Here is a 20,877-nt window from a genome sequence, read left to right on the forward strand (position 1 = left end):
GCGGCGCGGGGGGGGGGGGGGGGGGGGGCGCCCCCCCCCCCACCCCCCCGGCCGTCCGGTCACGCGTTCACGCGGGCGCGGGACGGAACTTCGCTTCGAGGCCGGGGGCGTGGACGGCCTCGACACCGCGGAACTCCAGCAGGACACGCCCCTGCGGGGTGCACGCGGTGACGGTGCAGCGGATGCCGCCCGCGGTCTCCGCCACCTCGTCCACGACCACCAGGAACGTCTGCCCGTCGGGCAGTTCGGCGTGGCACAGCGCCTCGCCGATCGCGCTGGGCAGCACCGCCTGGCCACGGTGCAGCCGGGCCCAGACCAGCACCGCCTGGAGCAGCAGGTCGGCCAGGACCGGGCTGTACCCGGGCGCCTGCCAGGCGCCGTCGGCGATCGGCCGCTCGGACAGCCGGCAGGCCAGTACCAGCCGCCGCCCGTCGTCCAGGACCTCGGTCAGGCCGCGCAGCAGCGGGCCGTGGAAGAGGGTGCCGTCGGTGTAGGCGGTGACCGGTCGTCCGGTACCGGGGGCCGGCAGGCCGGACGGGGCCGGCGCGGGGGCCGGACGGCCGGCCCCGGCCCGTGCCCGGTAGCGGGGACGGCCCTCGCTGTCGTGGACGGTGACGTCCCAGGCCCCCGGCGCACCGGCGGGCCGGACCGCCAGCCGGAGCCCCTCGGGCCGGTCCTCGTCCAGGACCAGGCCCTTGTGCACCGCGAAGCCGGTCACCCGGTCCACCGGGGTGCCGGGCAGCACCTGGTGGACGGCGTTGAGGACCGCGCCCAGCGCCGCCGTGGCGGGCAGCACCGGGTGGCCGCCGATGGCGTGGTCGGCGAGCACCGGGTCGCCGGCCAGGGGTGCCAGGGAGCGGTGGAGCTCCACTCCCCCGGCCGGCGGACCGGCGGGTTCCGGTGCGGAGAGCGGGGTCACCGGTCCGACCACGCACACCGTGTCGCCGGCGTGGTCGGCGCCGAACTGCTCGGTGAAGTAGCCGACTCCCTCCTGAAGGGGGATCAGCGGCACACCTCGCTCGGCGAACATCCGCTCCAGCTCCGGGGTGACCATGCCGCCCGCCCAGGCGCCCCAGTTGACGGAGGTGATCCGGGCCCGGGGCGTCTCGCGGCGCAGCGCGCAGGCGAGCTGGTTGAGCGCCTCGTTGGCCATGGCGTAGTCGGACTGGCCGCGGTTGCCGAAGAACCCGGCGACCGAGGAGAACAGCAGCAGGTGCCGCAGCCTCCCGGCGGGCAGGGCCGCCAGCACGTGGCGCAGCCCGGCCAGCTTGGTGCTCAGCACCCGGTCCACGTCCTCGCCCCGCTTGGCGGTGATCAGGGCGTCGGCGAGCACCCCGGCCCCGTGCACCACTCCGGTGACGCGGTCGGCGTACGGGGCGAGGACCTGTGCCACGGCCTCGGGGTCGGTGATGTCCACCGCTGCGTACTCGGCGTGCGCTCCGGCCTCCTCCAGCTCCGCCAGGGTGCGGCGGATCTCCCGCTGCCCGGTCAGGTCGCCGGCGATGCGCCCCACCTCGCGCGGGGTGGGCTTGTGCCCGGTCCGCTTCAGCTCCGCGGCGGCGGCGGCCCGCAGTCCGCTCTCCGGGACCCCCTGGGCCCAGTCCGGCTCGTCGGCCAGTTCGGTGCGGCCGAGCAGCAGCAGCCCGGGGCGGTGGGCACGGGCCAGGCCGGCGGCGCAGGCCGCGGTGACCCCGCGCGCTCCGCCGGTGACCACCAGCAGGTCCTGCGGCCCCGGTTCGGGGGCGCCGGACTCGCCGGGCAGATCGCCGGGCGTCTCGGCCAGGTCCAGGGTGCGGCGGGCGCCGTCGGCGGCGAGCCCCACCTGGACGGTACCCACGCAGGCGTCGTACGCCTCGGCCAGCAGCAGCCGCGCGCACCGGTCGGCGGGCAGGTCCGGGTCCAGGTCGACCGCTCGGCACAGCAGTGCCGGGGCCTCGATGGCGAGGGTCTTGACCAGTCCCGTGACGCCGCCCAGGGCGGCCCGCTCCACCCCGGCGGCGCCGGTCAGCCCCATCCGGCCGTCGAGCCTGGTGACGGTGAGGAACGCCGCCCGGCCGCCGTCGGCCGCACTCCGCTCCAGCAGGGGCTGGACGGAGCCGGCCAGCAGCAGGGTGTCCCGCAGCGCGGTGGCGGCGGCCTCCTGCCCGTCGGCCTCGACCTCTGCGACCACCAGGTCCAGCCGGTCGGCGTCCTCGGGGGGACGGGTGCCGGTGCGGACCGTCCAGCCGTCCTCGCGCAGCGCGTCCGCGAGGGCGGCCAGCGGACCGCTTCCGGTGTCACCGGCCAGGAGTGCGCACGGGGCGTCCCGGTAGGCGTCCGGCAGGAGGTCGGGGGCGGGCAGGGGACGCAGCCTGGCGTGCCGCCGTCCCAGGCCCGGGCTCAGGCTTTTGGGGCGGACATCGCCTCCTCCGCGCCGGCGGCGGCGCCGGAGACGAAGGCGATGATGTCGTCCAGGGTGCGCAGTTCGGCAAGCTTCTCGGGGTCGGCGGAGGCCGAGCCGGGGAAGCGGTCGCGAAGCGACCCCATGATCTCGACCCGCTTGATGGAGTCGATGCCCAGGTCGGCCTCGACATCCATGGAGGTCTCCAGCATGTCCACCGGGTAGCCGGTCTTCTCCGCGACGCTCTCCAGCAGCGCCTTGCGGACGTCGTCCTCGGTGACGGCCGCGGGAGCAGGGGCGGGCGCCGGAGCGGCGGCAGCGGGAGCAGGAGCCGGGGCAGCGGGAGCCGGAGCCGGAGCCGGGGCGGCAGGAGCCGGAGCCGGGGCAGCGGCAGCGGGAGCCGGGGCCGGGGCAGCGGCAGCCGGAGCCGGAGCCGGAGCAGCGGGAGCAGCCGGCAGGGCCGGGGCCTGCTGCACAGGGGCGGGCGCCGGGCCCCAGTCCTGGACCGGGGCGTAGGCGTGGGACTCCGCGGGGACAGGCGCGATGCCGCTCTCCAGCAGCGCGAAGCTGCGCAGCACCTCACTGGCCTGGGCATGGCTCTGCCCGATCGCCACACCCTGCTGGCTGATGGCGGTGATGCCGGTGAGGACGTTGTCGTCCGGAGAACTGTCCAGCAGGTTGGTCAGCCGCTCGGCCACCCGGAGCTGGCTGCCAAGGTACTCGCGGTGCATGGACAGGTGCTCCCAGGCGACCGCACCGGTGCCCGGGAGGCCGGCGGCCCGGGGTATACCGGCCTGCGGGACGGCGGCGGCCGGGGCCTCCTGCGGCACGGGTCCGGTACCGGTCCGCGGGGCGGCGGCGCCCTCGGTGCCCGCGGTGCCTTCGACGCGGTAGCCGTTCTCCAGGGCCTCCTGGTAGGCCTGCTTGCGCTGCTCGGAAACGTGGTTCACACCGTTCAACGGAATCGTCATCCCCTCTGCCGGACGGACCGGCTCGATGTCAGCGGTGTAGCGGTTGCAGTCGGTCAGGGGCGCGCCGAGCACGAGGAGCCGTGCGGCGAGCTGCTTGAGCGCGCGGTCGCCGTCCCCCTTGGGGCCGGGGTCCGCGCTGAGGACGAGGACACCCTCGCGGTCGGCGAGAGTGCGGCGCACCAGGCCGGAGAGCACCGACTTGGGGCCGAACTCCACGAAGACCCGGAAGCCGTCCCGGTACATCTCCTCGACCCGCGGGGCGAAGTGGACCGGTGCGGTGAGCTGGCCGACCAGCACCTCGCGGTTGCCCGCGATGCGCCGCCCGTAGGAGGCGCCGGGCGCGTCGGCGTACACCGGGAAGGCCGGCGGGCGCACCCGGGTGGCCTCCACGGCCTTCTTGAAGGTGTCCACCGCGTGGGCGACGTAGCGGGTGTGGAAGGCGGCGGCGACGGGCAGCTCGCGGGCGGTCAGGCCCTCCTGACCGCACTCCTGGGCGAAGGCCCGCACCGCCTCGGTGCCGCCGCCCACGACCACCTGGTCGGGGGCGTTGACGTTGCACACCTCGACGTCCTCGTGGCGTGCGGCGATCTTCTCCACCGTCTCCAGGTCCGCGGAGACCGCGGCCATGGTGCCGGGATCCTCGGCTCCCTCGGGCCTCATGGCCATGGCGCGGCCGCGGGCCCGGGCCAGGCGGTGGAGGTCCCGGTCGCCGAGGCTGCCGGCCGCCCAGAGCGCGGTCAGTTCGCCGAAGCTGTGACCGAGCGCGCCGTCGGGTGTGAATCCCAGCTCGCTCAGGTAGCGGTACTGGCCGGCCGAGAGCGCCCCGATGGCGGGCTGGGCGTAGTCGGTGCGGCGCAGTGCGGCCTCCTGCGCGGCGCGGGTCCCCTCGTCGAAGGCCGGCGGCGGGAAGACGGTGCGGCCCAGCGGCTCGGCGCCGGCGAACTCGGCGGCGGCCGCGTCGTAGGCGGCGCGCACCGGGGGCACGGCCATGGCGGCGCGCGCACCCATACGCGGGTACTGGCTGCCCTGCCCGGCGAAGAGCGCGGCCACCTTCACCGGCCCGGCGTCCCCCGCGGCTCCCTCCTTGCCACCGTCCGCGCCCAGGAGTGCGGTGCGCCGGTAGTAGGCGCCGCGCGACAGGGCGAACTCCGGTGCGTCAGGGCGGGCACGCAGTTCCCCGGCGGCGGCGGCGCGCAGTTCGGCCGCCTCCTGGTCTCCCGAGGCCACCAGGGCCAGCCGCGCGTGGCCGGCCGGGACCGGTTCGCCGCCGTCGGCCGGTGCGGCGTCCGACTCCAGCAGGTCCAGCAGCGCCGCCGGATCCTCGGCGTGCCACAGGTGGACGCGGGCGGTGGGGGCGAGTACGGCGAGCCCCTCGCCGGCCGGGTCGTGCTCCTCCAGTACGCAGTGGAAGTTGGTGCCGCCGAAGCCGAAGGAGGAGACGGCCGCGCGGCGGCGCTCGCGCGCCGGGTCGGCGATCCACGGCTGGGTGAGGGTGTTGACGTAGAAGGGCGAGTCGGGGAAGTCGACCGCCTCGCGGGGCCGTTCGACGTTGATGGTGGGAGGGAGCACCTTCTGGTGCAGCGCGAGGGAGAGCTTGATCAGCCCGGCCGCGCCGGCGGCCGCCTTGGTGTGCCCGATCTGCGACTTGACGCTGCCCACCGCGGCGAACTGCCGTTCCTCGCTGGCCGCGGTGTACACCTCGCGCAGCGCCGTCAGCTCCGTCAGGTCACCGACCGAGGTACCGGTGCCGTGGCACTCGACCAGGCCGACCTGCTCGGGGCCGAAGCCGGCGTCGTCGTAGGCCCGGCGCAGCGCGGTGACCTGGCCCTCCCGCCGGGGGGCGTAGATGGACTTGAAGCGGCCGTCGCTGGAGGTGCCGATGCCCCGCAGCACGGAGTAGATCCGGTCGCCGTCACGCTCGGCGTCGGCCAGGCGCTTGAGGGCCAGCATCCCCAGCCCCTCACCTATGAGGGTGCCGTCGCTGTCCTCGTCGAAGGGCCGGATGCGGCCCGACTTGGAGAAGGCCGGGGTCTTGGAGAAACACAGGTACATCAGGATCGTGTTCTCCGCGTCGCAGCCGCCGGTGAGCATCAGGTCGGCGCGGCCGGACACCAGCTCGGAGACGGCCATCCGCACGGCGGCCAGCGAACTGGCGCAGGCGGCGTCCACGGTGCAGTTGGTTCCGCCGAGGTCGAAACGGTTGGCGATGCGCCCGGCGACGACATTGCCGAGCATTCCGGGGAAGGAGTTCTCCTCCCAGGGGGCGAATGCCTTGGTGAACTTGCCGGCGATCTCCTCAGCGTCCTGTTCGCTCAGGCCGCAGCTGCGCACCACTTCCTTGAGCACCGGTGTCTGCAGGCGGGCGGCCAGGGGCTGGGTGAGGGAGTTCGCCCCGGTGATGCCCAGGACGCACCCGGTGCGGGAGGGGTCGTACCAGCCGGAGCCGGGCGCCCCGGCGTCCTTGAGGGTCTGCTTGGCCACCGTCAGGCTGAGCAGCTGGAGGACGTCGGTGACCTCCAGGGTGTTCGGCGGCAGGCCGAACTCCAGCGGGGAGAACGGGACGGTGGGCACGAAACCGCCGCGCTTGGCGTAGGTCTTGTCGGGCGCGGACGGGTCGGGGTCGTAGTAGTCGGAGATCCTCCAGTGGGACTCGGGGACCTCCTCGATGCAGTCGTTGCCCTCGGCGATGTTCTTCCAGAACTCGTTCAGGTCGCCGGAGCGCGGGTAGAGCGCGCCCAGGCCGACGACGGCTATCGGGGTGTCGGAAAGTTTCCTGGCGGAAGGTTGCTGGACCATGGGGACTCCAACCGGTGTCGGGGATGGCTCCTGTGTGGCGGGCGGCGGGGCGTCCGTCATCCCGGGGCGGGGACCGGCTCGGGGGCCGCGGCGGCGGCGATGCGCCGCAGGGCCTCCGGTTCGCGCAGCATCGAGTAGTGGTCCCCGGGGGTGTGCCCGGTGCTCAGGTCGTCGCCGAGCACGGACCAGCCCAGCGGATCGGGAGTGGTGAGAAGACCACGCTCGGGACGCAGCAGGACCAGAGGCAGACCGGCGGGACGCGGCCGGTGCCCGGCCGCCAGCCGGTTGTTGCGCCGCAGGCCGTCGAGGTAGGTGTCGTAGACCTTGCGCAGGCCGGGGAGGGAGGTGCCGGGCCGCAGGACACCGCTGTCCAGTCCGGCGCGCAGCACCCTCTCCAGCGCCGCGTCCGGTCTGCCGTCCGGGCCTTCCGCGCCCTCCGGGAACTCGGTGGGCAGGGCGTCCGGGCCGCCGCCGCGCTTGGCGGCCAGGTACATGCAGAACCAGGGCAGGGCCATGTCGTGCCCGATGGCCTCCTCCGGCTGCACGTAGCCGGGTACGGGCGCGATGCTGTCCAGCAGCACCAGCCGACCCGGCCGTTCGCCCGTCTCCAGCAGGCCGGCGAGCGCGTGCCCGACCACGCCGCCGAAGGACCAGCCCAGCAGGTTCCAGGGCCGCGACAGCAGCTCCCGGGCGCGCAGTTCCTCGGCGGCCCGGGCGGCGAGCCGGTCGATCGAGGTGGTGACGCGTCCGCTGTCCAGGGCCGCCCGGAAGTACTCCGGAACCTGCTCGAGGTCCACCACGTGCAGCCCGGTGCCCGGTGGCAGCGCCTGGGCCAGCCCCGCGTAGTGGGCGGCGGGCAGGGCGCCCGGGTGAACCACCAGTACCCGGGCGGCCTCCGGCCGGTTTCCCTCGCCGAAGGCCCGGACGATCTCGGGCCGGGGGCGTTCAGGCCGCATGCTCGGCCTGCTTCTCGGCGATGTAACGGGCCAGCTGTGCGATGGTCGGGTGGTACCACAGCGCGGTGGTCTCCAGCTCGAAACCCAGCCAGTCCTCCAGTTCCCCGGAGAGGACCAGCGCTTCGGTGGAGTCCAGGTCGAACTCGTCGAAGTACTGCTCGGGGTCGACCTCGGCGGGCGCGACGCCCAGCTTGTGGGCGACCTTCTCCAGCAGCCACTGCTGGACCGCCTCGGCGGTGAGCGGTTCCGCGGCGGTGCGGGCGGTCTGGACGGACGGGGTGTCGGACACGGGGTCTCTCCTTCTGGATGGCCTCGGGGGCCGGGACACGGCCGCCGGATCGGCGGCCTGGATTCCGAGCATCTGGGTCAGTTCCGCCACCAGCCACGCGGCGGCCGGGCGAGCGGAGGCCCGGCGGTACGCGTGCGTCGCGGACACGGGGTCAGGCGGCCGCGTCGCGGGACCTGCGCAGCGCTTCGCGGATCGCTTCGGCCGAGGCGAGGCCGGAGTCGAACGCGGACTCGTGCAGGCCGATGACGTCCGGGCCGAGTTTGCGCGAGTGGAAGTAGGAGCCGGCGAACATCAGGCGTCCGGCGGGGTCGTTGAGGGAGTAGATCTCGCTCTGGAGCCTGCGGGCCTCCAGGGTGAAGACCGGGTGCCGGTAGGCGATCTCCTCGATGACGTGCTCGTCGCGGATGTCCACTCCGCTGTCCAGGGTGAGGAAGTAGTCCCTGGTCCCCCCCTCCAGGCACTGGAGGTCGTTGAGGTGGTAGTTCACCCAGGAGACCTGCTCGCCGTCGCGGTCCCGGCGGCCGTAGTTCCAGCTCCGCCAGGTGGTCCGGTCCTCCGGCATCACCGACGGGTCGGTGTGCAGGGTGGCGCGGGTGGGGTGGTAGGCGAAGGCCTCCAGCATCCGCTGCCGCGGGGTGGGGTTCTCCAGCATCGCCAGGGAGTCGTCCGCGTGGGTGGCCAGGACCGCGTAGTCGAAGCGCTCGGCTCCGGCCGCGGTCCGCACCACGACGCCGTCCGGCTCCTGCCGCACGCCCAGCACGGCAGTGGCCGGGCGTATCCGGGCGCGGGCCGCGCGCAGCCGGGCGGCAGCGGCGCGCACGTAGGAGACGCTGCCGCCGGTCACCGTCCGCCAGGGGGCGGTGCGTCCTCCCAGCCCCTCGGCGCCGTGGGCGAAGAAGAAGGCGATCACCGTGGAGGCGGGCATGTCCCAGATGCGGTCGGCGGGCACCGACCAGGCCGCCGTGGAGATCAGCACGATGAAGCCGTACCGGAACTCCTCGGAGTAGCCGTGCCGGTCGAGGTACTCCCCCAGCGGGATGTCGGCCTGCTTGCGGACGAAGTGCCTGGGCGACTCGGCGAGGAAGCGCCGGGCCTCCTGCCACAGCCGGACGAACTCCTCCGGGTACCGGGCCCGCACCTCCTCCTCCGACCTCTCGAAGTCGTCGGACACGTAGGCGCTCTTGACGTCCAGGTCGAAGAAGCAGAACTTCCCCGGGTGGCTCTGCGTCGCCACGCCCAGGTCGGCGAAGAAGCGGGTGAGCTTCGGGTAGTGCGGCTCGTTGTAGACGATGAAGGCGGTGTCCAGCCCGAAGGTGCGTCCGGCGTCCTCCACCTCGACCGTGTAGGCGTGTCCGCCCAGCCGCGGCTCGGACTCGAACAGTGTCACCTGGGCGTCCTCACACAGCCCGCAGGCTGCCGAGATGCCCGCCGCCCCGCCCCCTACGACGGCGACCTGCGGCTTCATCGGCTCCTCCTCATGGAACTCGCGGGGCCCGGTGCGATTCCCCGGGCTTCGAAGGGCAGGGTGAACACAGTGCTCTCCTTGCTTGTGGCCGCTTCCCCACGCGGACGCGGGGCGAGCGGACAGGGTCTTTCGAACCTTCCGGTACGGGTCGGCGACTTCTGTCCGTATCCGGCTTAGCGAGAATTTCTGGACAGGGGAAACGGATACCGCCGATTCACCTTCCGCCTTTCGGCGCGCTTCAGGGCAGGAGAATCGAGAAACAACCGTCATTACAACAGGGAAACCAGATGGTTACCTGCTTGGAAACCTTCTCGGGTATACGGAGGTGACGGTGGGCGAAACGGGCTCCGGCGAGAAGGCCCCCTGCGTTCCGGTCCGGCTCCGGCCAGGGGCCGGGACCCTCCTGGAACCGGCCGGCGCAGGTGGCCGACGCTTGGGCGGGAAACCCGGGAAGAGGCCCCCGGCCATGAACCCGAAGGTCCCGGGGGGAGGGCGACGGCCGCTGGGCCGCAGCGTCCGCTCACCACCGACAGGGCAGCCCACTCTGCTCAACTCTCCAATGAGAAAGGGTACTTGAAACATCGCATCGGCGCGTGAGCCCGCTCCGCCGCCCGGCGGCCCTACTCGGCCGATAGGACCGGCCCTGCCCCCTCGGCTGCCGCGGCACCGCCCGAAGGAAGTCGCCGGCCCGCCGCTAACAAACTGCTCGGCGCGCATGCTTCGGAAGTTCCCACGAACACACCGGCAATCACCGATCGCCACCCCCGTGCTTTCAAGGCGAAAGAGGTCCGAGCCCCCGCTGCGTCTCGGAACGGGCATGACCTTATCAGGGCGCGCGTGCCCCCTGCATTAACAGCACACATCTTCTTCACACGCCCCAGGGAATTCGACATGGCGTCAACACGGAGTCGCGGTGATACCGGCGGCGGTATGCGGCCTCGGATTATGCGGTAAACGCACGGGCAAACCGGTGTTCACCCAGCGCTCCCCCTGCGTTCCCTCCCGTCGCACCCCATACGACCCGGGCCGACTCCGGCGGCCCGTGCGCCGCCGGCTCCGAAGCGGGGCTACGGTGGAGAGAGACTCCGCCGGCGCCCCGACGAAGGGGGACGACATGGTGTCCCACAGTGTGGGCGGGATGTCCCTGACCGGTCTCCGCGCCGCCTTCGCCGGCGAGGTCGTCACGCCCGGCGACCCGTCCTACGACGGCGCCCGTACCGTCTTCAACGCGATGATCGACAGGCGCCCCGCCGTCATCGCCCAGTGCGAGACCGACCATGACGTGGCCGAGGCGATCCGGTTCGGGCGGGAGAACGGGCTGGAGATCGCGGTCCGCGGCGGCGGGCACAGCGTCGCGGGCATGGCACTGACCGAGGGCGGCCTCGTCATCGACCTGAGGCGCATGCACACGGTCGCGGTCGACCCCGGCAGGCGCACCGCGCGGGTCGGCGGCGGTGCCGTCATGCGCCACCTGGACCGGGCCACCGAGCCGTACGGTCTGGCGACGACCGGCGGCCGGGTGTCCACCACCGGGGTGGGCGGATTCGTGCTGGGCGGCGGGGCGGGCTGGCTGGACCGCAGGTTCGGCCTGGCGAGCGACAACCTGCTGGCCGTCGAACTGGTCACCTCGGACGGCCGCACCGTGCGCGCGAGCGGGGAGGAGAACCCGGAGTTGTTCTGGGCGCTGCACGGCGGTGGCGGCAACTTCGGCGTGGCCACCTCCTTCACTCTGCGGCTGCATCCGCTTCCGGTGGTGACCGCGGCCCTGCTGATGTGGCGGCCCGAGGCGGGTCCGGAGGTGGCGCGGACCTACCGCGACTTCATGGAGTCCGCCCCGGACGAGGTCGGCGGGGGGCTCATCTACCTGACCGCCCCGCCCGAGGAGTTCGTCCCCCGCGACATGCCCGGGAAGCTCGCCTGCGCGGTGCTGGTCACCTACGCGGGCGGGATGCAGGAGATGCGCGACGTGGCCGAGCCCGTACTCGACATGGGCCACGACGCCGAGATGATCGCCGAGATGTCCTACGCCGACCTGCAGTGCATGCTCGACGACCCGCCCGGCTACCGCAACTACTGGTCGGCCGAGTACCTGGCCTCCCTCCCGGACCCGGCCGTGGACGCCTTCTGCGCCCGCGCCGCCGATCTGCTCGTGCCCTCCCCCTCCCAGCACGTGCTCTTCCCCCAGGGCGGCGCGGTCGCCCGGGGCCCAAAGGGCCATCCGGTTCCCTGGCGGCGGGCGCCGTGGGCGGTCCACCCCTTCGGGCTGTGGGAGGACCCGGCCGACGACGAACGCGTCAGGCGGTGGGCCCACGACGTACGCGCCGACGTCAGGCCCTGGTCGACCGGCGCGGTCTACCTCAACTTCATCGGGCGCGAGGGCGAGGACCGCGTCGTCGCCGGATTCGGGCCGGACAACCACCGGCGGCTGGCCGCGGTCAAGGCCGAATACGACCCCGGCAACGTCTTCCGGCTCAACCACAACATCAGGCCCCGCTGACGCCACACCCGCACGGACTGCTGCGTGCGGCGCCGGGCTGCTCCGGGCGGGGTCAGGCCCCCGGTGAGGCGAGGAACCGCCCCATGGCGGCGAGCACCGACGGCTCGACGCGGTAGTACACCCAGGTGCCGCGGCGCTCGGAGGTGAGCAGTCCGGCCTCGCGGAGCTTCTTCAGGTGGTGGCTGACGGTGGGCTGGGAGACCCCGACGTCGGAGATGTCGCACACACAGGCCTCACCGCCTTCGTGCGAGGCCACCAGGGAGAACAGCCGAAGCCGCACCGGGTCGCCCAGCGCCTTGAACATCGCGGCGGTCCGCTCGGCCTCCTCGGCCGTCAGCGGGCGCTCGGTCAGCGGCGGGCAGCACGGCTCCACCCCCGGGGCCGGGGCCGGCAGCGCCTTGGTGTTCGGCATACACCTATGTTGACACGTGTCGAATCAGCCGGGCCAGAGTACATGGCCTCTAAAGCCATCCCGCGCGGCGCGGACTCCGTTTTCCGGTTTATGCCCTCCTTTCAGGTGTTACCCGTTCACGCGGCACCGCGGGCTCCCGGCCACCGCGCACCGGGGCGGGGCCGGCGGTTCCGGACGAGGACGCGTGAAAGGGGAGAAACATGACGACGATGGCCAGTGAGATGCTGCGCACCTACCCGGCCGACCTCGGCGGCGTGAACCGTCAGGCCATGGAGCGCTGCATCGCCGAGTGCTTCGACTGCTCGCAGGCCTGTACGGCGTGCGCGGACGCCTGTCTGTCGGAGGACATGGTCGCCGAGCTGCGCAAGTGCATCCGCACCAACCTGGACTGCTCGGACATCTGCGAGGCAACCGGCAAGGTCCTGTCCCGGCACACCGGCTACGACGCCAACATCACCCGCACCCAGCTCCAGGCCTGCGCCATGGTCTGCAAGTCCTGCGCGGAGGAGTGCGAGCGTCACACCGACACGCACGAGCACTGCCGCGTCTGCGCCGAGGCGTGCCGCCGCTGCGAGCAGGCCTGCAACGAGCTGCTGGCGACCCTCTGAGACCGAGGACCGCCGCCCTCCACCGCCCCGGCCCCCGCGGCCGGGGCGGTTTCCCGTACGAGCCGCGGCCGTGCCCGGGCGGAACCGGCCGGTTCCGCTCCCCGGCCCCGGAGGGCGGCGGGGAGCGTCAGACCTCGTCCCCGCTCCAGCCGTCGCTGCGCGGGGGCCCCTGGAGGGCGCGCCGGCGCCCGGTGTACCCGCGGGCGCGGGGGGCGTACTCCTCCTCGTCGACGGCGGGGATGCCCGCCTCCCGCGGCATCACCCACGTCGTGAAGGTGAGCGGCAGGGCGCGGCCGGCGACCATCGCCGGCACGCTCGTCATGCCGTCTCCTTCCGCGCGTCGCCCTGCCGCTCACCGGCCCTGCGGTAGGCGGCCAGACCGGGGGTGGTGGTGACGCCGTGCACGACGGTGCTGGCGGCGATGACCAGCGTTCCGGCGGCCAGTACCACCGGGTCGGCGCCGAGCCGGTGGGCCTCCATGGTCAGGTAGAACAGGGCCGACACGCCGATGGGCCCGAACCAGCCCGTGAAGAGGGTGTCGCGCCAGGTCAGGGAGAGCGGCCGCTTCAGCGCCAGCAGGACCGGCAGGCGGCGCAGCAGCAGGACGCCCAGGACCAGCAGGGCACCGCGCCACCAGCCCAGCTCGCCCCATTCGCGCCACGGGATCACGGCGCCGAGCACGACGAACAGCGGCAGGACGAGGAAGCGGTTGACCGCCTCGTCGTTCTTGTCCTCGTCGGCGCGTTCGCTGACCGAGCTCGTCGCGTTGAAGGCCAGTCCGCCGGCGAAGACGGCGAGGACTCCGTCCAGGCGCATCAGCCCGGACGCCCCGAGGACGAGGAGGGCCAGCAGCAGGGTGTAGACGAGCAGGGGGCCGGACTGGACGGTCCGGTACTCCTCCGCCTTGCGCAGCGCCCCGCCCCCCAGCGCGCCCGCCACCGCTCCGAAGACGACGGCGCCCAGCACCTGCCACAGGGATTCCAGCAGCGCGTCGGCGCCGCTCAGGGTTCCGGCGATCGCCACCGCGACCAGCACCAGGGGCAGGGCGAGACCGTCGTTGGCGCCCGACTCCAGGGAGAGCAGTTGCCGGGTGCGGTCGGTGACCGTCTTCTCGGCCGGTCCGCCGGTGACCACGCTGGAGGCGAGCACCGGATCGGTGGGGCACAGGGCCGCGCCCAGCAGCGCCGCCGCACCCAGCCCGATCCCGAGGACGGCGGCCGACAGCGCCGTGGTGATCAGCGCCATCCCCAGCATGGCCGCTGCCAGCAGGACGGCCACCGGTTTCACCCTCGAGCGCACGTCGCGGAACGGGTAGCGCAGGGCGACCGCCATCACCGACACCGCCAGGAGCAGCCGGGATGCCTCGTGCAGTTCGCTGTGTCCCTCGACCACGGTGGGCAGGTCGAGCACGCCCAGCACCTCGGGGCCGAAGACGACCCCGGTCAGCAGCGCCAGCAGCGGCCCGCTCAGCGGAGCCCGCTGGACACGTACCGAGAGGGCCGCGACGATCAGGGCGAGGGCCGCGGTGACGGTCAGGACTCTGTCCAGCATGTCCGGGCGGCTGCCCCGGTCTGTTTTTGTCATGCACCAGCAGCAGCACCGCCCTCCCGCTGGGAGGGCGTCCGGGGGATACGGCGGCCGGGAGCACCCGGACGGAGCACCGGCCGGAGGCCCGGCGCGAGTGCCCGGGAGCGGCCGCGCCCCCTCCGGTGTCCTACATGTGTTCGCCTCCGGTACGGAGGAGCGGTGCCGTCTCATCCGAAGGGGTGGTGTCGGGCGGTCTCCGCCGGCTCCTCGCGTTCTGACGGGCCGTCAGCGGAAATCCGGCCCGTCAGGAAGCCGCGACGGCGGGTCGCACTGAGGAGAGGAGAAACCCTTGAGGGCAGCCGACTCGAGTGATCGCGCCGCTCACCGGGGTCGCCGCATCCCGCGTCAGCGCCGGGGCCCCGGCGGGCCGGGAACGGCCGCCAGCCCCCACCGGCGGGAGCGGGCACGCCGCCGGGAGGGCCGGTTCCCGCCCCGGCGGGCCGGGATGTAGGCGGGGCGCAGCAGGTCCCCGGCGCACGGGAGACCACCACCAGCGACACGCCTCCCCCGAGGACGCGGGCGGGGTCCGGTCACCGGGCCCCGCCCGCACGCCCGCCCGGCGGATCGTCGCTCCAGGGGACGGTGCGCCAGGGGCCGGCCGGGTCCGGCCACCACTCAGCCGCTGCTCGATGTCGGTGCGCGGCCGCCACGGCATGTGCACCGGTTCGCCCCGCGTTTCCCCCGCCGTCTTCCCGGCGGCCGTTCCGCCCCACGCGTCCACCGCGCAGTCACTCCACGGAGTGATCAGGTCACCTTCCGATACGGGATGGGCCCCGTTCGCGCCGTCCTTCGTTCCGCTGCGCACAGCGGCCCCTGGTCCCGGCTCCTCACATCCTTCTCGTAAGCTCCGCGCACCCCCACCACCTCCGGCCCGCCGGGCGGCCCGCGAGGCGGCGCGAGTGCCCGGCCGTACGGGGGGAAGGGCTGCGGTGTGCCCGCTCTCCCTTCCCGCCCGTCCTCCCGCCCCCGCTCCGAGCGCGAGCGGCTCGCCCAGGAGCTGCTGGACCGCGCGACTCCGGTGATGAGCGCGCTGGGCGTGCTCTTCCTGCTGCTCGTGCTCGGCGAACGGCTGGCCCGGCCCGGCAGCGCGCTGAGCACGGCCATGGCCGTGGCCTGCTGGCTGCTGTGGGCGGTGTTCGCGGCGGAGTTCCTCGTCCGTCTGCTCATCGCCCCCGACACCGGGGCCTTCTGGCGCCGCAACTGGTGGCAGCTGCTCTTCCTGGTGCTGCCCTTCCTCCGTGTACTGCGACTGGCGCACTCGGTGCGGATGCTGCGCACCGGCCGGGTGCTCTCCTCGGTGGTGCGCTCCTCCCGCTCGGCGCGCCGGGTGCTCGGCGGCCGGATCGGCTGGCTGGCGGCCGTCTCGGCGATCACCGTCCTGGGCAGCGGTGAACTGCTGTACGAGTTCGGCTCCTACCGTTCCCTGGGCGAGGCACTGCACGCCACCGCGCTGGCCACCGTCACCGGGGAGCCGCTGAACCGGCCCGGCGTCTTCCCCAAGGTCCTGGAGATCGCTCTGGCGGTCTACTCGGTCGCCGTCTTCGCCACTCTCGCGGGCAGCCTGGGGGCCTACTTCCTGGAGTCGCGCACCACCGGCGACCACTCGGCCGGGGCCGGCAGCGGAGGGGGTGAGGACTCCTGGCCGACCGTGGGCGGCTGAGCGGCTGGGCGGCTACCTACATGGACAGCGACCCGGCGTCCTCGAAACGGAAGGTCACCCACACGAAGTCGCCACCCCGGATCCGCCGCCGCACACCGCGCAGCACCAGGCGGGTCCTCCTTCCTCCGGGCCGATCAGGGTGTCCGGGGTCGGCTCCATCCCGTCCTCGGCCACCTCGCCGCGTTGGCCCCCGGCGAGTCCACCTCGCCCGCGCCCGGGATCTCCCCCCGGTCACCGGTGTCCCCGCACCCCGCGGCCGTGAGTGCGAGGATGACTGCCGGCAGCGGGGCGAGCGGACGGCGCAGAGCACGCGGGATCCCGAACGGCGCCCCGTTCACCCGGCCTCCTCCGGGCTCGTGCGGCGGGCCCGGAACAGCAGCAGCATGCTCACCAGGGCCAGCAGGACGAGCACGATGCCCGTGACGACCTCGTTGGCCTGTGCCGCCCCGGGGGTGTTCCGCGGGCCTCCGTAGTCGATCAGGACCGGCGCGACCAGCAGCCACACGCCGAGGAGCAGGACGATCAGGTCCGACAGCCACCCGCGCGGGCGTACGATCCGGGCGAAGGCGACGAGCAGCAGCACGATGCCCACACCGGTCTCGTTGCGCTGGGCGTCGACCGCGGCGTCGTCGTACGGGTACCCGAGGAACCACGAGGCCAGAATCAGCCAGATGCCGGCCAGCATCATCAGGCCGGTCACGATCTGGTCCCGCATCCCCGAGGGGCCGGGTGTGGTCGCGGCGTCCCGGGCGGCTGCCGGTCCGCGCGGGGAGGAATGACGAGCCATGAGAACTCCTTAGGGGATCTTCCCGACCATCTTCGTGCCGTTCGCGGCGGTTCGCCCGGTGCGCACCCTCCCCCCGGCTCCGTTCGGCGGCCTCCGCCCCCGGATCACCCTTCCGTCCGCGCCCCGGCCGCTGCCCCGACGTCCGACAGGGAGCTGCCCGAGCCGGCCTGGGATCGGGTGATCACGCTGAACTTGCCGTCGGTCTCCAGCACCACCACGGCCACCTCCTCGACCGAGCCGATCCCCTGGGAGCGGATCGCCTGGAGCACCTCGCTCTCGGTGACACGCTGCCGGGCCATCGCCTCGCCGAGCAGCGAGCCGTCGCTCAGCAGCAGGGTCGGTTCGGCCTTGATCAGCCGCCGGAAGCCGCGGGAGCGCACCGCCGTCCAGGCGCTGACGAGCTGGAGGGCCACCAGCGCCGCCAGGGCGAGCACCCCCTCCGAGAGGGAGACGGTCGCGTTGAGCGCGATGGTGGCCAGGGTCGACCCCAGGGCCACGGTGACCACCAGGTCGAACGCGTTCATCTTCGCCAGCGTGCGTTTGCCCGAGAGCCGCACCGCCGTGACCAGGGCCGCGTAGGAGCACGCCGCCATGACCGCCACACGCAGCAGTTCGTATCCGGTGTCGAAGAACATCGAAGACGATTACCCGGTGGTCCCGTTCCGCAACATGCCCGCACCCGCCTGCGACCGGACCGGCACCCGCCCGGCCGGTGCGGTCAGCCGGGACGGGAGGCGTGCAGACCGGCGGCGACCAGCTTGCGGACGGCGATCACGGCGGCGGCCGCCGCGATGGTGCCCCAGCTCGGGTCGCCGGCCAGCCGCAGCAGCCCCGCCGCTGTCAGGAAGTCCAGGAGGGCCGCGAGCGCGGGCACGAGCCGCCTCGCCTCCGCGAACACCACCGCGGCGGCCACCAGCCCGAAGGCCGTGGTGGCCAGCGCCGCCAGGTCCAGGACCGTGGTCATACCGGTCCAGCCGGAGCGCGCGAGGAGCCCTCCGCCTCCTTGCGGTGTTCGCGTTCGATCTCGGCGCGCTCGGCCGCGATCTCCCGGCCGAGGAAGAAGTTCAGGGCGGTGCGGATCGCCGCGATCGCGGCGAGCTGCCCGATCTCGGTGAAGCTCGGCGCGACGGCCGTGCGCAGTACGTCCCCGGCGAGCTGGAACTCCAGGCCGAGTGCGAGGAAACGTCCCAGGGTGAGCCGGATTCTGTTGAACCTGCGGTCCGGCCCGGCTCCGCGCGCCATGGTCAGCAGGAAGCGCCCGAACGCCCAGACGGCGCCCACGAAGATGATCAGGGCACCCGCCGCCTCCACCAGCTTCACCAGAAGGTCGACCGCTTCCCTGAGAGCGGACTCGGGCAGCACTTCGGCGGTTGTGTCCATGATCGGCGAGTACCCGCACCGGTCCGTCCATTCCGCGAGCGGCCGATATGACCCACCTCATCCGAGTTCGTTCGGGTTCACCATGCACGGCGAGGAATGTCCGCGGTGGTCGGCCGGTTGTACTCGTCGCGGGTGCCGGAGGGCGGGACAGTGTCCCCGGGCCTCACACACCGCCTGCGAGGACGATCGTCCGGCTGAAGCCTCGCAGTGCCACTCGCCGCGAAGGCGACCGCCGCCACCCGGCGCCCGCACCCGACCGGCGCCGGCCAGGTTCCCCCCGTCCTGGCCGGCGCCTCCCCCTGTCCGGACACCGCGCCCCGGGGCCCTCGCCGGGCACGCCGGCGAAGCGGTGGCCGCCGGAATCCGTCCCGCGCCACGCGGGAGGCCCCTGCCGTGACGCGGTGGCGGCCCGGTCCACGAGGGCGTGTCCCACGGCATGGAGGCGGACACGACGTACATCGAGCCGCCGGTGTGCGCGTCGGCCGGCGGCGACGCGGGCGGCGGGTCGGTGTCGCCCCGCGACCGGGTGCGTCTGAGCGCCGGGGACCGGCGCGGGCTGCTCACCTACCGCTGACCCGGCCGCTCCCGGCCGTCCGCCCCGCGGAAGGGGCCTTGCCCCCTCATGCGCGGACGGTACGGGCGGCCCGCCCGGAAAACCGCCCCCGGCGGCCGCGGGCCCCGCCCGGGGCGGCGGCGTGGCGGGGCGAGGGGGACGGGGCCGCGGAGAAGCGCCCCCGTCCGTCCTTCGTGTCAGGCCAGGCTCGCCAGCGCCTGGTTGAGGGTCCGCGACGGGCGCATGACGGCCGAGGCCTTGGCGTCGTCGGGGCGGTAGTAGCCGCCGATGTCGGCCGGGGAGCCCTGGACGGCGGCCAGCTCGCCGACGATCGTCTGTTCCTGATCGCTCAGCTGCCGCGCCAGCGGACCGAACGCCTGCGCGAGCTCGGTGTCGTCGGTCTGCTTCGCCAGCTCCTGCGCCCAGTACAGCGCCAGGTAGAAGTGGCTGCCGCGGTTGTCGATGCCGCCGATGCGGCGGGTGGGCGACTTGTCCTCGTTGAGGAAGGTGGCCGTGGCCCGGTCCAGGGTGTCGGCCAGCACCTGGGCCTTGGCGTTGTCCGTGGTCTGCGCCAGGTGCTCGAAGCTGACCGCCAGGGCCAGGAACTCGCCCAGGCTGTCCCAGCGCAGGTAGTTCTCCTTGACCAGCTGCTGGACGTGCTTGGGCGCGGAGCCGCCGGCGCCGGTCTCGAACAGGCCGCCGCCGTTCATCAGCGGGACGACGGAGAGCATCTTGGCGCTCGTGCCCAGCTCGAGGATCGGGAACAGGTCGGTGAGGTAGTCGCGCAGCACGTTGCCGGTGACCGAGATGGTGTCCTCGCCGCGGCGGATGCGCTCCAGGGAGAACTTCGTGGCGTCCACCGGCGCCATGATCTCGATCCGCAGGCCCTCGGTGTCGTGCTCGGCCAGGTAGGCGCGGACCTTCTCGATCAGCCTGGCGTCGTGGGCGCGCGTCTCGTCCAGCCAGAACACCGCCGGGGCGCCGGTGGCACGGGCGCGGGTGACGGCCAGCTTGACCCAGTCCCTGATCGGGGCGTCCTTGGTCTGGCACATGCGGAAGATGTCGCCGGCGCCGACCGTCTGCTCCAGTACGACGTTGCCGTCGCCGTCGGTGACCCGGACGGTGCCGGTGGCCGGGATCTCGAAGGTCTTGTCGTGGCTGCCGTACTCCTCGGCCTTCTGCGCCATCAGGCCGACGTTGGGCACCGAGCCCATGGTGGCCGGGTCGAAGGCGCCGCTTGCGCGGCAGTCGTCGATGACGGCCTGGTAGACGCCGGAGTAGGAGCTGTCGGGCAGGACCGCGAGGGTGTCGTGCTCCTGGCCGTCGGGGCCCCACATGTGGCCGGAGGTGCGGATCATGGCCGGCATGGAGGCGTCGACGATGACGTCGCTGGGAACGTGCAGGTTGGTGATCCCGCGGTCGGAGTCGACCATGGCCAGCTCGGGGCCCTCGGCCAGCTCCGCCTCGAAGGACTCCTTGATCTTCGCGCCCTCGGGCAGCGACTCCAGGCCCTTGAGGATGCCGCCGAGGCCGTCGTTCGGGGTGAGGCCGGCGGCGGCGAGGGTCTGGCCGTACTCGGCGAAGGTCTTCGGGAAGAAGGCGCGCACCACGTGGCCGAAGATGATCGGGTCGGAGACCTTCATCATGGTGGCCTTCAGGTGGACCGAGAACAGCACGCCCTCGGACTTGGCGCGGGCGACCTGCTCCTTCAGGAACTCGCGCAGCGCGGCCACCCGCATGACGGCCGCGTCCACGACCTCGCCGGCGAGTACGGGCACGGACTCACGCAGCACGGTGGTGGAGCCGTCGTCGCCGACCAGCTCGATGCGGAGCGTGTCGTCCTTGCCGAGGACCGCGGACTTCTCGGTGGAGCGGAAGTCGTCCACGCCCATGGTCGCCACGTTGGTCCTGGACTCGGGGGTCCAGGCGCCCATGCGGTGCGGGTGGGTCCTGGCGTAGTTCTTCACCGAGGCGGGGGCGCGGCGGTCGGAGTTGCCCTCGCGCAGCACCGGGTTGACGGCGCTGCCCTTGACCTTGTCGTAACGGGCGCGGATCTCCCGCTCCTCGTCGGTCCCGGGGTCGTCGGGGTAGTCCGGGAGCGCGTAGCCCTTCTCCTGGAGCTCGGCGATCGCGGCCTTGAGCTGCGGGATGGAGGCCGAGATGTTCGGCAGCTTGATGATGTTGGCCTGAGGGGTCTTGGCCAGCTCGCCCAGCTCGGCGAGCGCGTCACCGATGCGCTGCTCCTCCTTGAGGTACTCGGGGAAGACCGCGATGATCCGCCCCGCCAGGGAGATGTCGCGGCTCTCCACGGAGACGCCCGCCTTGGCGGCGTAGGCCCTGACCACCGGCAGGAAAGAGTACGTCGCCAGGGCCGGGGCCTCGTCGGTCTGTGTGTAGATGATGGTCGAGTCAGTCACCGGGTGCTCCGCTCCACGTCTGCAACATTGCTCGACATCAAGATATCCCGTGGAGGGCTTCCTCCCGAAAGTGCCCCGGGCCCGCGGGGGGGGGGGGGGGGGGGGGGGGGGGCGGCCGG

Annotated in this window: 17 protein-coding genes; 4 read left to right on the forward strand and 13 right to left on the reverse strand. The window is 73.3% G+C overall.

The window, feature by feature from the left end:
* Positions 1 to 67: 67 nt before the first annotated feature.
* The 5 genes from AC2CJA_RS10510 to AC2CJA_RS10530 all read right to left on the reverse strand — a co-directional run bounded on the left by AC2CJA_RS10510 (position 68) and on the right by AC2CJA_RS10530 (position 8,857).
* Positions 68 to 2,170, reverse strand: a complete 2,103-nt coding sequence (locus tag AC2CJA_RS10510) for an SDR family NAD(P)-dependent oxidoreductase (RefSeq protein ID WP_484602394.1) — start codon at positions 2,168 to 2,170, stop codon at positions 68 to 70.
* Positions 2,171 to 2,379: 209 nt separating this feature from the next.
* Positions 2,380 to 6,147, reverse strand: a complete 3,768-nt coding sequence (locus AC2CJA_RS10515) for a beta-ketoacyl synthase N-terminal-like domain-containing protein (protein WP_484602395.1) — start codon at positions 6,145 to 6,147, stop codon at positions 2,380 to 2,382.
* A gap of 56 nt (positions 6,148 to 6,203) precedes the next feature.
* Complete coding sequence (locus AC2CJA_RS10520) at positions 6,204 to 7,103, reverse strand: thioesterase domain-containing protein (protein WP_484602396.1); 900 nt, start codon at positions 7,101 to 7,103, stop codon at positions 6,204 to 6,206.
* Positions 7,093 to 7,392 (reverse strand): acyl carrier protein, encoded by a 300-nt coding sequence (locus AC2CJA_RS10525; RefSeq protein WP_484602397.1) that lies wholly within the window; start codon positions 7,390 to 7,392, stop codon positions 7,093 to 7,095. Before AC2CJA_RS10525 ends, AC2CJA_RS10520 begins: the two co-directional genes overlap by 11 nt.
* Before the next feature lie 151 nt (positions 7,393 to 7,543).
* Positions 7,544 to 8,857: an NAD(P)/FAD-dependent oxidoreductase gene (locus tag AC2CJA_RS10530; protein WP_484602398.1), complete on the reverse strand. Its 1,314-nt coding sequence runs from the start codon at positions 8,855 to 8,857 to the stop codon at positions 7,544 to 7,546.
* A 1,114-nt stretch (positions 8,858 to 9,971) separates the two neighbouring features.
* On the opposite strand from AC2CJA_RS10530, the gene AC2CJA_RS10535 reads away from it, so the two are divergent.
* Positions 9,972 to 11,354 carry an FAD-binding oxidoreductase gene (locus tag AC2CJA_RS10535; protein ID WP_484602399.1) on the forward strand — a complete coding sequence of 461 codons (1,383 nt, stop codon included), beginning with the start codon at positions 9,972 to 9,974 and terminating at the stop codon, positions 11,352 to 11,354.
* A 52-nt stretch (positions 11,355 to 11,406) separates the two neighbouring features.
* Here AC2CJA_RS10535 and AC2CJA_RS10540 read toward each other — a convergent pair whose 3' ends face one another.
* A complete protein-coding gene (locus AC2CJA_RS10540) occupies positions 11,407 to 11,766 on the reverse strand; it encodes an ArsR/SmtB family transcription factor (RefSeq protein WP_484602400.1) in 360 nt (119 codons plus the stop codon).
* A 200-nt stretch (positions 11,767 to 11,966) separates the two neighbouring features.
* On the opposite strand from AC2CJA_RS10540, the gene AC2CJA_RS10545 reads away from it, so the two are divergent.
* Positions 11,967 to 12,374: a four-helix bundle copper-binding protein gene (locus AC2CJA_RS10545; protein ID WP_484602401.1), complete on the forward strand. Its 408-nt coding sequence runs from the start codon at positions 11,967 to 11,969 to the stop codon at positions 12,372 to 12,374.
* Between the two features lie 127 nt (positions 12,375 to 12,501).
* Here the strand turns inward: AC2CJA_RS10545 and AC2CJA_RS10550 are convergent, their stop codons facing one another.
* Complete coding sequence (locus AC2CJA_RS10550) at positions 12,502 to 12,696, reverse strand: hypothetical protein (RefSeq protein ID WP_484602402.1); 195 nt, start codon at positions 12,694 to 12,696, stop codon at positions 12,502 to 12,504.
* Positions 12,693 to 13,925 carry a cation:proton antiporter domain-containing protein gene (locus AC2CJA_RS10555; protein ID WP_484602403.1) on the reverse strand — a complete coding sequence of 411 codons (1,233 nt, stop codon included), beginning with the start codon at positions 13,923 to 13,925 and terminating at the stop codon, positions 12,693 to 12,695. Before AC2CJA_RS10555 ends, AC2CJA_RS10550 begins: the two co-directional genes overlap by 4 nt.
* A 967-nt stretch (positions 13,926 to 14,892) precedes the next feature.
* Here AC2CJA_RS10555 and AC2CJA_RS10560 point away from each other — a divergent pair.
* On the forward strand, positions 14,893 to 15,621 hold the full coding sequence (locus tag AC2CJA_RS10560) for a hypothetical protein (RefSeq protein ID WP_484602404.1): 729 nt from the start codon (positions 14,893 to 14,895) through the stop codon (positions 15,619 to 15,621).
* A 334-nt stretch (positions 15,622 to 15,955) separates the two neighbouring features.
* On the opposite strand, the gene AC2CJA_RS10565 is transcribed toward AC2CJA_RS10560, so the two are convergent.
* The 4 genes from AC2CJA_RS10565 to AC2CJA_RS10580 form a co-directional block, all read right to left on the reverse strand.
* Positions 15,956 to 16,408, reverse strand: coding sequence for an SPW repeat domain-containing protein (locus AC2CJA_RS10565; RefSeq protein WP_484602405.1), 453 nt, complete (start codon positions 16,406 to 16,408; stop codon positions 15,956 to 15,958).
* Positions 16,409 to 16,512: 104 nt separating this feature from the next.
* Positions 16,513 to 17,043 (reverse strand): DUF421 domain-containing protein, encoded by a 531-nt coding sequence (locus AC2CJA_RS10570; RefSeq protein ID WP_484602406.1) that lies wholly within the window; start codon positions 17,041 to 17,043, stop codon positions 16,513 to 16,515.
* 83 nt (positions 17,044 to 17,126) lie between these two features.
* Positions 17,127 to 17,372: a hypothetical protein gene (locus AC2CJA_RS10575; protein ID WP_484602407.1), complete on the reverse strand. Its 246-nt coding sequence runs from the start codon at positions 17,370 to 17,372 to the stop codon at positions 17,127 to 17,129.
* A complete protein-coding gene (locus tag AC2CJA_RS10580) occupies positions 17,369 to 17,788 on the reverse strand; it encodes a DUF1622 domain-containing protein (protein ID WP_484602408.1) in 420 nt (139 codons plus the stop codon). The genes AC2CJA_RS10575 and AC2CJA_RS10580 overlap by 4 nt, the downstream gene beginning before the upstream one ends.
* A gap of 424 nt (positions 17,789 to 18,212) precedes the next feature.
* On the opposite strand from AC2CJA_RS10580, the gene AC2CJA_RS10585 reads away from it, so the two are divergent.
* Positions 18,213 to 18,362 (forward strand): hypothetical protein, encoded by a 150-nt coding sequence (locus AC2CJA_RS10585; RefSeq protein WP_484602409.1) that lies wholly within the window; start codon positions 18,213 to 18,215, stop codon positions 18,360 to 18,362.
* 176 nt (positions 18,363 to 18,538) lie between these two features.
* On the opposite strand, the gene AC2CJA_RS10590 is transcribed toward AC2CJA_RS10585, so the two are convergent.
* Entirely contained in the window at positions 18,539 to 20,758 is a 2,220-nt protein-coding gene (locus tag AC2CJA_RS10590; RefSeq protein ID WP_484602410.1) for an NADP-dependent isocitrate dehydrogenase, read from the reverse strand.
* Between the last annotated feature and the right edge of the window lie 119 nt (positions 20,759 to 20,877).

This window comes from Streptomyces sp. ATLC9 (genome assembly GCF_057196705.1).